The sequence below is a fragment of the Acinetobacter rudis genome, from assembly GCF_000829675.1.
Lineage (GTDB): Bacteria > Pseudomonadota > Gammaproteobacteria > Pseudomonadales > Moraxellaceae > Acinetobacter > Acinetobacter rudis.
Genome location: NZ_BBRX01000010.1, coordinates 15,726 through 31,579 on the forward strand (window position 1 = coordinate 15,726; position 15,854 = coordinate 31,579).

The 15,854-nt window shown below is 39.0% G+C and carries 7 protein-coding genes; 6 read left to right on the plus strand and 1 reads right to left on the minus strand.

Annotated features, from left to right (window positions below; all coding sequences use genetic code 11):
* Positions 1 to 6: 6 nt before the first annotated feature.
* Positions 7 to 2,637, plus strand: coding sequence for a type VI secretion system ATPase TssH (tssH, locus tag Aru01_RS02060; RefSeq protein WP_016656005.1), 2,631 nt, complete (start codon positions 7 to 9; stop codon positions 2,635 to 2,637).
* A gap of 92 nt (positions 2,638 to 2,729) precedes the next feature.
* Here the strand turns inward: tssH and Aru01_RS02065 are convergent, their stop codons facing one another.
* Positions 2,730 to 2,996: a PAAR domain-containing protein gene (locus Aru01_RS02065; protein ID WP_016656006.1), complete on the minus strand. Its 267-nt coding sequence runs from the start codon at positions 2,994 to 2,996 to the stop codon at positions 2,730 to 2,732.
* A 358-nt stretch (positions 2,997 to 3,354) separates the two neighbouring features.
* Here Aru01_RS02065 and Aru01_RS02070 point away from each other — a divergent pair, with 358 nt between their 5' ends.
* The 5 genes from Aru01_RS02070 to Aru01_RS02090 all read left to right on the plus strand — a co-directional run.
* Complete coding sequence (locus Aru01_RS02070; protein ID WP_016656007.1) at positions 3,355 to 6,069, plus strand: type VI secretion system Vgr family protein; 2,715 nt, start codon at positions 3,355 to 3,357, stop codon at positions 6,067 to 6,069.
* A gap of 3 nt (positions 6,070 to 6,072) precedes the next feature.
* Positions 6,073 to 7,389: a phospholipase effector Tle1 domain-containing protein gene (locus Aru01_RS02075; protein ID WP_016656008.1), complete on the plus strand. Its 1,317-nt coding sequence runs from the start codon at positions 6,073 to 6,075 to the stop codon at positions 7,387 to 7,389.
* Positions 7,390 to 7,422: 33 nt separating this feature from the next.
* Positions 7,423 to 8,421, plus strand: a complete 999-nt coding sequence (locus tag Aru01_RS02080) for a DUF2931 family protein (protein ID WP_155757948.1) — start codon at positions 7,423 to 7,425, stop codon at positions 8,419 to 8,421.
* A gap of 361 nt (positions 8,422 to 8,782) precedes the next feature.
* Positions 8,783 to 11,839, plus strand: coding sequence for a type VI secretion system Vgr family protein (locus Aru01_RS02085; RefSeq protein ID WP_016656010.1), 3,057 nt, complete (start codon positions 8,783 to 8,785; stop codon positions 11,837 to 11,839).
* A 100-nt stretch (positions 11,840 to 11,939) separates the two neighbouring features.
* On the plus strand, positions 11,940 to 15,854 hold a 3,915-nt coding region (locus tag Aru01_RS02090; RefSeq protein WP_042111091.1), incomplete at its 3' end, for a DUF6531 domain-containing protein.

A 15,854-nucleotide genomic window follows, 5' to 3' on the forward strand; every position in this document is an offset into this window, starting at 1 on the left:
AAAAGCATGTCTGATGTAAGTCGTTCAGCATTGTTTGCCAAGTTAAATAAGTCATTATATAAAAGTTTAGAAAATTCATTTTTTTTTGCAAAATTAAGAGAAAATCGTTTTGTAGAAATACTACATTGGATTTATCAACTGGAGCAGCAAGATAATAATGACTTATTTTATATTGAGAAATATTTTAACTTAGATCATCAGAAAATATTGACTGCTTTAGAGACTCAGTTAAATCAATTGAGAAGTGGGCATAGTTCGGTAAATGATTTTTCTGAAGATATTATCCAGCTTATCGAAGAAGCATGGCTTTATAGCTCTTTAAAGTTCTCAAAATCTAATATTCGTAGTGCGTATTTGATTTATAGTTTATTAAAATCATCGCAATTTAAACGAATCTTGATCAATATATCTGATGAATTTGGCAAAATAAATCTAGAAATTCTTGAAAATGAAATCAATATAATTTGTAAGGATTCTATTGAACATGCTGAAACACTAACTGTTGATTCTTCAACTGGAAATATACATTCGACATCTCAGCTAGCAAAATACTCTACACATTTGACGCAACAAGCTCGTGAAGGAAAGCTTGACCCAGTCACAGCACGTGATGATGAAATTCATCAATTGATTAATATTTTGTTGAGGAAAAGACAAAATAATCCGTTACTCACAGGCGAAGCGGGTGTTGGAAAAACTGCAGTAGTAGAAGGGTTGGCTATTCAAATAGCAGAAAAAGATGTACCAGAAGCGTTGCTTGAAGTTGAAATTTATTTGCTGGATATTGGTGCATTAAAAGCTGGTGCAAGTGTCACAGGTGAATTTGAAAACCGTTTAAAGGCTGTTATCAAAGAAGTACATGATAGTCCTAAACCAATTATTTTATTTATTGATGAAATTCATACACTAATTGGTGCTGGTGGTGCAGCTGGAACGGGTGATGCCGCGAACTTGCTTAAACCAGCCTTAGCGCGTGGTGAATTGCGTACGATTGGTGCAACAACATGGGCTGAATATAAAAAGTATTTTGAAAAAGATCCAGCTTTAACCCGCCGCTTTCAAACAGTGACTGTTGCTGAACCATCAGAGTCTGATGCGGCTGCAATGTTACGTGCTCTGGTTGAGCGCTTAGAAAATCATCATCAAGTTGTGATTTTAGATGAAGCTATTGTTTCAGCTGTTAAACTTTCTAAACGTTATATTCCTGCTCGTCAACTTCCAGATAAGGCGATTGGAATTTTAGACACTGCATGTGCAAAAGTATCTTTAAGTTTAAGTGCATCACCTAAACATTTGTCTGAACTTGAGCAAAAAATTAATGCTTTGGCTACAGAAAAAGTTCATTTAATTAAACAACAAGATCTAGGCCATGATATTAACTTTAATGTGCTTGAACATATTGATGCACAAATAGAAGCTTTAGATGCTGAAAAAGCACTATTTTTAATTCAATATGAAAATGAAAAGTTGCTTGTTGAAAAGCTTCAAAATGTTCGTGCTCAGTTGCATGCACCTCAAGAGTTATCTGATCAACGTCTTCCCGACGATGTGCAAGCATTAAAAGATCAACAACACAGTTTATTACTTGAGCTTCGCGCTATTCAAAAAAATCAAGCTCTGATATTTCCAGTTGTAGATGCGGATTTAATCGCTCAAGTTGTTGCAGATTGGACGGGTATCCCAGTAGGTAAAATGCTAGGTGACGAGATTGAACGAGTTTTAGATTTAGCTAATGTTTTAAATCAGCGTGTTATTGGACAGCAACATGGTTTGGAAGCCATTAGTAAACGAATTCGAACATCTCGAGCTTTATTAGATGATCCGAATAAACCTATTGGTGTATTTATGTTAGCGGGACCATCTGGTGTTGGTAAAACCGAAACAGCAATTACACTTGCAGATACGCTTTATGGGGGTGAGCATAATCTTATCACCATTAATATGAGTGAATATCAGGAAGCACATACCGTATCTACGCTAAAAGGTGCTCCTCCAGGTTATGTTGGTTATGGTGAAGGTGGTGTACTTACAGAAGCCGTTCGACGTAAACCTTATAGTGTGATTTTGTTGGACGAAGTAGAAAAAGCGCACCCTGATGTACATGAGGTATTCTTCCAAGTATTCGATAAGGGATGGATGGAAGATGGTGAAGGGCGCTATATCGACTTTAAGAATACAGTGATTATTCTGACGACAAATGTGGGTTCTGAATTAATCATGGATCTATGTCAAGATGAAGATCTTATCCCAACAGTTGAAGGTTTACAGCAGGCATTAAGAGAGCCTTTATTAAAAGTCTTTCCAGCAGCATTATTAGGTCGTATACAAACTATTCCGTACCTACCACTGTCTAAGGACATGTTGGCTCAAATTGTGAAATTGCAACTAGACCGCATTGTAAAACGTGTATTCGCAAATCATGAAATTGAACTTAAATATACCAATGATGTTTTAAATCTGGTTGTAGAGCGTTGCACAGAGTTGGAGTCAGGTGGTCGTATGATAGATGCGATTGTAACCAATACAATTTTGCCGACATTAAGTTTAGAAATACTTTCACGTATGGGTGGCGAGAATAAGATTACAAAAATTTGTATTGATGTGAATGATTCCGAATTCAGCTATCAATACGTTTAAATGAATGATTTTAAGCTCCGGCAATAGAAAGGCTTGCTTTCTATTGCCGGTGTTTTTAAATTTTGGTCTGGTAACAATCTCTTTTGTGTGGATTATCCAGTCGAAGTCACTGACCCCTGACTTGAAATAAAACTTGCACCACAACTTGCTTTGTCGCCTTGTAGTATCACTGTGCGGCCATTCAGCTTTGGTGTTTTTCCACTAGCAATAGCTGTTACTGTTGTCTTGCAGGTGGGGCAGAAGTGTGACATTCCCTCTAGGTGGACAGCAACACCATTGATTTTAAGATTTGAGTCCACTTCAGTAATTACGCCACCATGAGATGTGGTGCTTCCTAGAGTAATCAGTGCTTTCGTCATTTTAAAAAGTCATTCTTTTAAATTTTCAAATGAGGATATTAGCAAAAAAAAGACGCTGCTGCAGGAATATCCATATTTCTTAATCCAGAGAAGTTTAACTCACTTTTTCACCAAGTAATTATTCAATAATAACAATTACTAGGAGTATCTAGCGTATTTGAATACCTACAAGATACTCTTTTTTTAGTTTAAATTTGTAGTTGCCTAATGTAAGTTAAGAGAGTAAATACGCCCTTTGGGAGTGCATATTGAATTAAAATCGTGTGATAAATCATGTTCGATTACTCACAAAAAAATAATATGATTCACGAAATAAAATTTATATAATTTACGCATTAAAATTTATTTTTCATAAAAAATGAACCATCAAATAAAGTTATTCGGCGAGGCGTTGCCAGAAAGTGAATATGGAACTGCTTATTTTTGGTTTGACTCTTTGTCTGGTTTTGAGAAAATCAATGAGTTATTTGAATATCAGTTAGTGGTAAAGGTTCGTGATGAATTTCATCAACCAGCACATGGCTATCAGGGACTTGAAGGTTATGTTCCTAAACAACTTGCACAGTCTGGTGGCAGTCCTGCTTCTGATCTTAATTTGCAAAGTTTGATTGGTACTGAAATCTCAGTTAGATTGCGTTTAGATGGAATTAAAGTCGAGTATGGTAATCTCGATGGGATTAATAACATCACCTCTGAAGAAAATTATCAAAGTAGTTTAAATGGTGCCCGTTTTTATCGAGGTATGGTGAGTCGAGTTGAGGCATTAAATGTACGTAACCGTCATGCAATGTATAAGATCACCTTGGTGCCATGGCTATGGTTACTCACTAAAAAATCTAATTATAAAATCTTTCAGCAACGTACCGTTTTGCAGATTATTGAAGAAGTCTTAACACCTTATCCTTATCCTGTGGATTTTAGATGCAGTACAGACTATTCGGCAATGGATTTTCAAATCCAATATGGTGAAACGGATTATGATTTTATCTGTCGGCTGTTGCAGGAGCATGGAATTAGCTTCCATTTCGAACACAGTCAAAATCATTTAACACTGGTACTATCAGACCATAATGCAGCCTATAAAGAAATGGATGCAGCTGGTTATCGTAACTTGGCTATTTATCCACCGAATCAGCGTTTTCCAGATCACTCTGAATATATCGAGCAGTTTGAGCCAGCTCAACAATTGGTCAGTGGTAAAATACAACTCAGTGATTATTTGTTCAAACAGCCTAGTCTAGTGCAAACAGCTCAAGAACAGTTTCTTTGGGAGCATAATCATGCTGAACAAGAGATTTATGAATGGCAGCAGGGTGATTTTTTAACAGTTGAAGACGGTGGACAGGTTAGAGCTAAGAACCGTGTTGAAGGTCTATATCAGCATGGTTATCGAGCGGAAGGACAGGCACGTTTAAAAGGTTTACAAACAGGTTATCGTTTTAATTTGCAAAATCATCCTAATAGTGAATCTAATCGTGGTTGGTTGGTCTTGGGTACACAAACGGTGATTCAAGACATCAGTGAAGAACGTGCAGATAATCAATTTTATGATTCAAATGTCAAATTTTTAGCCCAGCCTGATGAACAGATTCTACGTCCTGATTTAACTCGAAAAAAACCTCAAGGTCGACCACAAACTGCTACTGTTGTTGGACCTGCTGGTGAGGAGATTTATACTGATCAATTTGGTCGTGTCAAAGTGAAGTTCCATTGGGATCGAAGCAATTTTGAAACGGGTGAGGATAGTGAGTTTGAACAGGGTGATGGCTTCAACTGTTGCTGGCTTCGTGTTTCAACAGCTTGGGCCGGTCATAATTTTGGTACGATTCACTTGCCTCGTATAGGTCAAGAAGTCATTGTGGATTTCTTTAATGCTGATCCAGATATGCCCTTTATTGCAGGACGTTTAACTAACCCAGAACAAATGCCTGTTTGGGAACTTCCTGATCAAAAAGCACTTTCAGGTATTAAGTCAAAAGAACTCGGTGGTAATCAAGCCAATCAACTTGTGATGGATGATACCCAAGGTCAAATGCAGATACACCTTAAGAGTGACCATCAAGCCAGTGAGTTGAACTTAGGTTATATCACACGTATTCCAGATAGTAAGGGCCGTAAGGATTTTCGTGGAGAGGGTTTTGAGCTTCGAACCGATGGACATGGTGTGTTGCGTGCTGAGAAAGGTTTAATATTTTCAACGCATCCGAAGGCAAATGCTGAAAGTTATGTTAAAACATTAACGGATGAGGTAAAAGGCATAGAGTATGCGGCTGATTTACATAAGGCGCAAATTGAGGCAGCAATAACTCATCAAGCAGAACATAGAAATATTGAACAAACGGCACAAATACAACTTGTACAACAATTAAATGCTATTAAAGGGCAAGCTCAAAAAAAATATCCAGAACTTGAAGAACCACAAATTGTTATTGGTTCTTCAAGTGGTATAGCAGTCTTTTCTGAAAACACTACACACTTATGTAGTAATGAGCATATCGCGCTATCTAGTAAAAAAGATATAAGTATAGCCAGCGAGCATAATCTATTTGCAAGTGTTATGAAGGGCATTACTTTATTTGCTCAGAGCCTAGGTGCTCGTTTATTTGCGGCCAAAGGAAAGGTTGAGATTCAGGCTCAAAGTGATGATGTTGAAATCGTTGCAGATCAAAATATCAAGTTAATGAGTTTGAAGAAAAAAATAGAAATCGTTGCCGCAGAAGAAATTATGCTTAACGTCAATGGAAACTATATCAAAATTGATAAAAATGGTATTGAGCAGGGCAGCCAAAATGATTGGGTTGTGCATGCTGGCCAGCATCGTTTCCAAGCTGCTAAAACCCTTTCTTATGTATTACCAGCTTTCAAGTCAACAAATGACGAAGCTTTTAGGATTTTAGATGACAAAGGTCAGATTCTTGCAGGCTTTAAATATAAAATTATTGTTGGTGATAATGAAAAAATCTTTAGAGGTGAAACAGATGAAAATGGATTCACTTCACGGATTAATACGGGCTTTGATACCAAGAAAGTCACAATTTACCAAGATGTAGATGAAGAAAATGAGAGGGAATAGTTAATGGGCATTGTAGAAAAGAAACCTGGACAGCAGCCATTAAATAGTGGAAATACCTCTCTGCCTGCAGATACTTATGTTGATGTTAGCCTAGAGACTTTAACGATACATGTTTTTTTTGATGGTACTCGCAATAACCGCTTTAATACTGCAGCAGCACGAAAAAATACTCAGTTAAAAAGCAAAGATGTGAGTTATGAAAATTATTACTCTAATATTGCATTGTTATTTATGGCCATGGCAACAAGTGCTAATGTAAAAAAAATATACATTGAGGGATCTGGCACTAGCCAAGGTGACACAGATTCAACATTTGGCTTAGGCATGGCATCAGGAGATACCGGTCGAGAGAAAAGAATGGCAGCAGCGATTAAACAGCTAAATAGTGTTGCTGGAAAAATAGATCGCAGTCTGGTGATATTGAATGTTTATGGTTTTAGCCGCGGTGCTGCATGGGCGAGAAACTTTTGTCATTTGATTAAATTATCTTCTGGTGGAGCATGGCGTAAAGCCAAAATCAATTTTGTTGGTATTTATGATACGGTTTCTTCTGATGGGGCTGGTCATTATAATGACGTAGAAGAATTAGGCTTAGATATTGGCTCACCACAGGGTATAAATTATATTGCCCATTTAACCGCACAAAATGATTATCGCGAACATTTTCCATTAACACCTATTCATGGTGCTATAAAGGATGGTGTTGGTTTTGAATGTAGTTTTCCTGGGGCACATTCAGATGTGGGAGGCGGTTATTCAGAGAGCTTTTCAGAGAAAGATAAATCATTGGGAATAAAAGGCCAAGACCCTCGATATCAAGGTGCTGAATATATCGATTATAACTGGTTTATTAATACAGGCTACTATACATTGGCTCAAATCAAAGAGACCAAATCAATGCAAACAATAACTAATATGGTGACTAAGCTTTACGGCAATCGAAAAATTAACTATCACTATCAGTTTATTACTGGTGATATTATGCGCGCGATAGCAGAAAAAAAGGCAGGTTATATACAAGTTGCAAATACTGATTTGGGGGCTGGTGTAGCGGCAATGAAAAAAATCGCGTTATTAAGTGACTTTTACTCAACATCTTACAGTTATGTCATGCAAAATTATAATACGAAGAAAGGTGGTTTTGTTGTGCCTAATTTGGCAGCTGATCAAATGAAACAACTTTATAATCTGTATATTCATAACTCACTGGACTATGGGGATATAGCAAACTGCGGAACGTTAATAAATAAAAAGAAAAAGGGTTCTAAGTATGACTATAGCAGTCCAGTTAGACCACATGTTACAGAGGGGTTTCGCTAATTGAGTAGGCGTTTAGACTATTATCGTATTAGCTTGGGCTTTATTGTTTTAATTATTTTATCTTTTATTTTTGTGAAAAAAAATATGGCAAATGACGCATTTTACGGGGTATATATTGGTTATCCCCAAGGTTATATTTCAGAGTTTAATGGTCAGCACTCTCTATTAAAAAATGAGCAAGGACAAATCATTACACCGTTTGGTGGTCGAAATGCCTCTGGTGCAGGTTTGGGAGAAGGTGTGCAAAACTCACCAAAGGCGAATATGCCTATTCCTGCTAAAATAGAAGTAATGTGGTTTTCTGTAATTGAAAATAAATTTTGGCAAGGTGAGTTTTTATTACCAAAGGATCAATTGGAGAAAGCATTCACTCAAGACAAAATGTTGGGTGTGTTCACAGGTACTGGTGGTAGTAAGATTAATAAATATGATGAGTTAATTGTGAATGTTGCACCAGAAGGAAAGGTATATATTTATGTTGGTGGCTTTGCTACTAAACTCATCGGTAGCTATCAGGCTCAGGCAATCGATTATGACTGGTTACAACATGTCGAAGATACCTGGGCGATTATTGACCGAAGTCATATCGAGAGTCAGGAAGAATATAGAGAAATCGCTATTCGAGCGGATAAAAAGCTTATTGATAATATTTCTAAAAACTATAATGAAGACTATTTCACGCCTGTGAAATGGACTTTTGATATTAAAGGAGATAAAAAAATATCAGCTTACGCAGCAAATACAATAAATGGTGAATATGTACATGTTCTAGATAATCCAGTCAGTCAGGAAATGAATAGTATTCCCAAAGAAATTGTATTTGATGTTAATGAAAATAATACAGTTAACCGATATAACCTCGTCTTACCCAACATGTATGAGTTCTACAAAAAGCATTTTAGAAATGATGAGTTGGTTGAAATCACTGTAGATTTTCCTAGACCTGATTATTGTATCCTTTACTTTAAACAAGGTGAGAAAGTGATCGAGCTAGAGGATTTTTCTTCTCAAGAAGTGAATCGTAATATTTAGAAGCAACTCTACGACTCTATTATCGATTTATAGAGTGGAGTCTACATCCTTGGGGCTGTTTTTTTGAAAGCTATTCAATGAATATCGCAGGGTTAAGGATTGGCTCATAAGAAGTTGAGGTAGATATCCTATATTGATCTATTATTGTTTTAAATGATAAACAGAGATTGTAAGGCTCATAGATTGGTCTTAGTTATTTTGGGTGTGAAGTGAACGGTGTATATTGGGTGTATATTTTTAGTTGATTTTTTATATACTTATATGTGCTACACATCATGTTAAAATTATATTACCAATATAAAATCACAAAATGAGATAAATCGTATACAATTCATTCATTAAGATTTATTTATATTAAAAAATGAACCATCAAGTAAAGTTATTTGGCGTAGCCTTGCCACAAAGTGAATACGGGACGAGTTTTTTTTGGTTTGATTCTTTGTCAGGTCATGAAAAAATCAATGAATTATTTGAATACCAACTTGTAGTTAAAGTTCGGGATGAATTTCATCAGCCTGCACATGGCTATCAAGGACTCGAAGGTTATGTCTCAAAACAGACTGCTGAGAGTGGCGGTAGCCCTGCTTCTGACCTGAACTTACAGAGCTTGATTGGGACAGAGCTTGCAGTTCGTTTGCGCCTCGATGGTACTAAAGTAGCCTATGGTAACTTTGATGGTATTAATAATATTACTTCAGAAGAAAACTATCAGAGCAGTTTAAATGGTGCACGTTTCTATCGTGGACTGGTAAATCGAGTGGAAGTGCTTGGTGTGCGTAACCGCCATGCCATGTATAAAATCACCTTAGTGCCTTGGCTTTGGCTATTAACCAAGAGTTCAAATTATCGTATTTTCCAACAAAAAACGGTATTACAAATCATTGAACAAGTACTTGAAAGCTATGCTTATCCTGTCGATTACCGCTGTAGTGCTGACTATCCTGTTTTGGATTTTCAGGCACAGTATGGCGAAACGGATTTTGACTTTATCTGCCGTTTGCTACAGGAACACGGGATTAACTTCCATTTTGAGCATAGCCAAAACAATTTAACTTGGGTGCTGTCTGATCATAATGCTGCCTATAAGGAAATGGAAGCACCTGGTTATCGTAACTTAAGCATCTATCCACCCAATCAACGTTTTCCAGAAGGTGCTGAGTATATTGAGCACTTTGAGCCTGTTCAGCAGTTGGTCAGTGGTAAAATTCAGCTCAGTGACTATCAGTTTAAACAGCCCACTTTAGTCCAAACAGCTCAAGATCAATTTCTATGGGATCATCAACATGCCGAACAAGAAGTCTATGAATGGCAGCAGGGTGATTTTCTTAGCGCAGAAGAGGGTGGTCAAAGCCGTGCTCAACAACGTGTTGAGGGCTTATATCAACATGGTTATCGTGCTGAAGGTCAGGCACGTTTAAAAGGGCTACAAACGGGTTATCGTTTTGAATTAGAAAACCATCCCAATAGTGAATCTAACCGTGGATGGTTGGTGTTGGGTACGCAAACCCTGATCCAGGATATTAGTCAGGAGCGGGCAGACAATCAGTTTTATGATTCACAAGTCAAGTTCTTGGTACAGCCAGATGAACAAATCCTACGTCCAGATCGGACTTTGTCTAAACCTCATGGACGACCACAGACCGCAACAGTTGTGGGGCCTGCAGGAGAAGAAATTCATACCGACCAATATGGCCGAGTCAAGGTTAAGTTCCATTGGGATCGTAGGCAAGGTGGTCTAAACGATGAATATCAAGCGGGTGATGGACTGAACTGTTGTTGGTTACGTGTCTCTACAGCTTGGGCAGGCAATAACTTCGGTACCATTCATTTGCCTCGTATTGGCCAAGAAGTGATTGTGGATTTCTTTAATGGCGATCCTGATATGCCCTTTGTGGCAGGACGTCTCACTAATCCAGAACAGATGCCTGTTTGGGAACTGCCTGATCAAAAAGCACTTTCAGGGATCAAATCTAAAGAATTGGGTGGTAATCAAGCCAACCAATTGGTGATGGATGATACCCAAGGCCAAGTACAGGTTCACCTGAAAAGTGATCATCAGGCCAGTGAACTCAACTTAGGTTATATCACCCGTATACCAGATAGCAAAGGGCGTAAGGACTTTCGTGGCGAAGGTTTTGAGCTTCGAACCGATGGGCATGGGGTAGTGCGTTCAGCTCAGGGCTTGATTTTAACCAGCTATGAAAAAAACAAAGCGGATAGCTATGTCAAACACCTTGAAGAAACCATTAAACAGCTACAAGGTGCAGTTGAACAACATAAGTCTCAGATTCAGATTGCGATAGATCAAAAGGCGGATGAACGTGAGATTGAAGATACAGCGCAGCAGGAGTTAAATACTCAGTTTGAGCAAATCGAAGGTGAAAAAGGCACTCAACTGAGTGAGCTCAATGAGCCGCATGTAGTGATGAGTGGTCCTGCTGGGGTTGCCGTTGTTGCAGAGCAAAGTATTCATTTAAATAGTGTTGAACACATCGCACTGACCAGTGGTAAGGATATTAGTTTAGCGACCAGTAACCGTTTATTTACCAGTGCCAGTCAAGGTATTCGTTTATTTGCTGAAAATAATGGTGCGCGATTATTCGCTGGTAACGGTGATATTCAACTACAAGCTCAAGCGGGTGGTTTGGATGCACAAGCACGTAAAAAGGTGCAAATACATTCCATCGAAGAACAGATTGAACTCAGCAGCCCCGATGAGATCATGTTTACTGCGGGTGATTCCTCGATCAAAATCAATGGTTCTGGGGTATTCATCTCGACCACGGGTGTCTTTGAAGTTAAGGCAGCGGAGCATCTTTTGACCTCAGCTGCGGGTGCTGCTGTACAGCGCCAATTACCACAGCCCAAACCAACTCAAGGTGCATTAGAGTTATTAAGAAGTTATGGTGGAGATCACTTCTTTAAACAAAATGCCTTTAAAGTCATTGATATACTCGGTAAAGAGGTCAGTGGTAACTTAGATGAAAATGGTTTTGCTCAAGTGACAGGTATTGCACCTGGGACAGCTAAAGTTGTATTTGAAAAAGATGAGATGAAAGCGTGGGATCAGGCGAGTGATTTTGGGCGTGACTATACTTGGGCGGATGACAGTATTTTACAAAAATTAAGCTCAGGCGGTGCCTTAGCTGCCTTGGGGAACAATATGATGTCCAAACTCAAAGATAACGTATTTTCTTTAAATTCAAATCGTCTCAAAGATATCGCTCAAAATGTACTTAAAGATGGTGCAGAGCAAATGAAACAACAGCTCATGTCTACGGCACTAGAAGCTGCATCGAATACATTGAATATAGGATTATCTCCAAATCAATTGGGAAGTATTGCAGAAATGGTGAATCAAGTGACTAAGCCACAAGATTTAAATGCCGCTACAACCATGACGGGATATCTACCCTAGTATTTTGAATTATCTTAAAAGATACCATTGAATAGATTTTACAATTTTAAAAATGTGACTTGTAACGATTGAGATCACAGTAATAAGGTTTAAAAAAGACATGACGACAACGAATAACGATCAAAAAGCAGCAGTTGAGTTAGCGGTTTTTAATCTGGACAGTGTGACCCATTTGAATGATCAACAAATGATTGCTCATCAAATTCAACGCTATTTACAGATCTGTGGCAATACCAGTTTAGAGCGCGTACAAGGCAGTGCTAGTGTACCGATGGTCGCTAATATTTATGCTTTAACGGGCAGTGTATTGGATTTGATGTTGTATGCGACGCAACCTCTAAAAGGTGATGCAGGCACACAGCAAAGTGCAATGTTGGCAGCCAATCTGATTGGCTTGTTCCTAACGCCACAAAATGAAGCCCATGCACGAATTGCGCTACGTCCAATGTTTGGTTTAATGGCGGAATGTTTATATAAAAAAGGCGGTAAATTACGTGCCAGTGATTTAAAGCGTTTAGAACTCCATTTAAATGCACATATTGCTGGGGATCTCGCAGACTTTTTACAAGATACTCAAGCTAAACTGAGTGGGCTTTTAGCAAGCGCAAGTGTACTCGGTACAACAATTTTAACCAGTATGTCTGCATCAAGTGTTGGTGTTTCTATGGGAGTTGCAGTGAGTGGTGCCTCTGCAGATAAACGAGATCCTAAAGAGCTGTTTTATAACTGGGCGAGTCCACTGGTTGACCTGCTTTCAATACCAAGCCAAGCAGATCTTAGTGCTAAAATTGATGTTACAGCGGCCAGTCATTTACAAGTCAGTGCCACAAAGGCCTTAGCAACGCTGAGCAATGCGATCTCCCAACAAGCCAATGCAGGACAGCAATATAGTTTAGCTTGGTTGTTAACGCAGACTTTACAAGCACTCAAGGATTTAAAAACTCAGGGCAATGCCAGTGTGCCAATCAATCAAACCGGAGAGTATGAGCGACATACCAAAGGTGATACCTTAGAGTTTGTCACTTTACAAGCCAATGCACTCAATGCACCGCCTTGTGAAGGGGCTGCCTATGGTTCTGGTCAGAGTATCAGTTACTCAATCGGTGCTGAACGAGTGAATCACAGTGATTTCTACCTGCCTAAACTCGGTTTTAGCTTCACGCGTTTATATCATTCTCAACTGGATGCCTTGGATAATAGTGCCATCGGGGCGCGTTGGATGACGCCTTTTTCCAGTCAGATTATTCTTGGAGATCATGGCCTTATTTTTATTGATGGTAAAGGCCGCCAGCATCATTTAGCACCAAGTCTATTTACTGAGGCCTATGAAGTACCTTATGAAGGGATTACAGCACAGGGTCTAGATAATGGGCAGATCGTATTAAGTTTTGGTGGTGATTGGTTATATACATTTGAAAGTTTCAATAGTGGATTAATTTATCAGCTGGTTTTACAGCTCAATGTGAAAACTGATGAACAAGTCGTATTGAACTATTTAAACTTTGGTGGGCATGCTTTTTTACAGTCTGTGGATTTTAAACTTAAAGCGGCTACGCAGAGTTTAAAATTTGCCTATAACAAACAAGTGAAGATTATTGCGATCTTTGTCGATGAACAGGCTGAACCACTGGCACGTTATGAATATGATGCTGCGGGTAATCTTATTCAAGCCTTTGATCAAAATGCCCACCAGCGCAGTTATGAATATAACGCTTATCATCAGTTGACTCGTTATACCGACCGTACTGGTCGAGGGCAAAATGTACGTTATGCCTCTACATTGGCGAGTGCCAAAGCAATTGAAGAATGGGCGGATGATGGCAGTTTCCATACTCGACTCGAATGGCATGATCGTTTGCGTCAAGTCACTGTATATAATGCCGACCATACCCCAACCCAATATTACTTTGATATTGACGGTTTTACTTATCGGATCCGTTTAGCTGATGGTCGCGAGGAATGGTATTCACGTGATGCACAAAAACGGATTACGCGTCATATTGATTTCTTTGGCCGAGAGACTCAGCAAGAATACAATGCACAAGATCAACTCAGCAAAGTCATACAGCCCAATGGAGGTATTATCCGTTTTGCTTATGATGAGAAGGGACGGTTACTCGAAACTAAAGACCCAGAGGGCAATATCTGGAAGCAAAGTTATGACAGCAAAGGCAATGTTATCGAACAAATTGATCCTTTAGAACGCAGTACTCAGTTTAAATATAATGACGATGGTCAAGTGATTGAAGTCATTGATGCCAAAGGCGGCTCGAAAACACTTCAATATAATGATTTAGGGCAGCTTACTGCTTTTACAGATTGCTCAGGAAAGACCTCGAGTTGGGAGTATAACGATGAAGGGCAATTGATTGCTGAGACTTCGGCTGAAGGGCAAAAATTGCAGTATCAGTATAGCCAGCAAGGTCGAGATAAAGGCCAACTACAAGCAGTGATTTATCCTGATGGTTTAAAAGAGACGTTTGAACGTGATCAAGAGGGACGTTTGCTTAAACACTTAGATACCCAGAATCATGCAACGCAGTATGTTTATAGTCAGTTAGGCTTGTTGCAACAGCGTATCGATGCCAATCAACACCCAATCAGTTATTACTGGGATCGGGCTGGACGGCTCTCTAAACTGGTCAATCAGAACCGTGCTGAATACCAATTTCAATATAATCAGTATGGGCAGTTGATTCGTGAACGAGACTTTTCTGGTGAGGAAAAGCAGTTTAAATATTCTGAACAAGGTTTATTGGCTGAACTACAGCAACCGAATATTAAAACCATATTTGGCTATGATGAAGGTGGACAACTGAGTCATAAACAGTTTATTGATGTGCAGACTGGACTGAAACAAGAACAAGCTTTTGATTATAACTTTAACCAACAACTTACTCGGGCCAGTAATGAGCATAGCCAGATTCAATATTATTACAACCCTGTAGGGCAAGTGGCTATTGAGCATCAGCATTATCGCTTGCCGAATATTAAGCCTGTGACAGCGGTGCTGCGTTATGAATACGATGAGTTGGGTAATCTGAGTAAAACCATCCGCCCTGATGGACAAGAGCATGCGTTACTAAGTTATGGATCAGGGCATGTTTATGGCGTGGCATTTAATGGTCGAGACATGGTCGGTTTTAAGCGAGATGACCTACACCGTGAAACTGAACGCTTCCTTGCCAATGGCTTAATCCAGCGCAGTGAATATAACGATGTGGGTTTACTGAGCTCACAACACATCTATGCAGAACATGATCATCCCACCACTCAGTATCAAGCACACCGACATTACCAGTACGATCAAAACTATCTACTGACCCAAGTCAATGATAGTCGCTTGGGACAGATTGATTATCAATATGACCCAGTTGGGCGTTTAGTCCGCACCCAAGGTGAGCGTCTAAAAGAAAGCTTTCAGTTTGACCCAGCAGGGAATTTAATCGATGCAACAGCGGGTCAGCATGGACAGATTAAAAATAACTTGATTCAACAGTATCAAGGGGCAAGTTATCGTTATGATGCTCAAGGTAATGTGATTGAAAAGCAACATCAGGGGCAGAGCTTAAAACTATATTGGGACAATCTTAATCGACTGAGTCGCAGTGAGTTGAATGGTCAAACAACACATTATGGTTATGATGTATTTGGTCGACGTCTCTTTAAACAAACTCAGCGAGATTTAACTTTATTTGGTTGGGATGGGGATTTAATGATTTGGGAGTCTGTTAAGCGTAATAACAGCAGCCAGTCCTATACCAAACATTATCTGTATGAACCTGATAGTTTTGTGCCTCTAGTACAAACAGGCTATAGCGGCTTTATTAAATTGCTTGATACACCTGACTATCGTCAGTATCAAACTCAAGCTTATATACGAGATCAGGATCCACTCTGGAAAACAGATACTCGATATAAACGTGCGGAAATCGAACGTGCAGTATTTTATCACTGTGACCAAGTGGGAACCCCACAAGTATTAAGTAATGAAAGTGGTGAGCAAGTTTGGGCT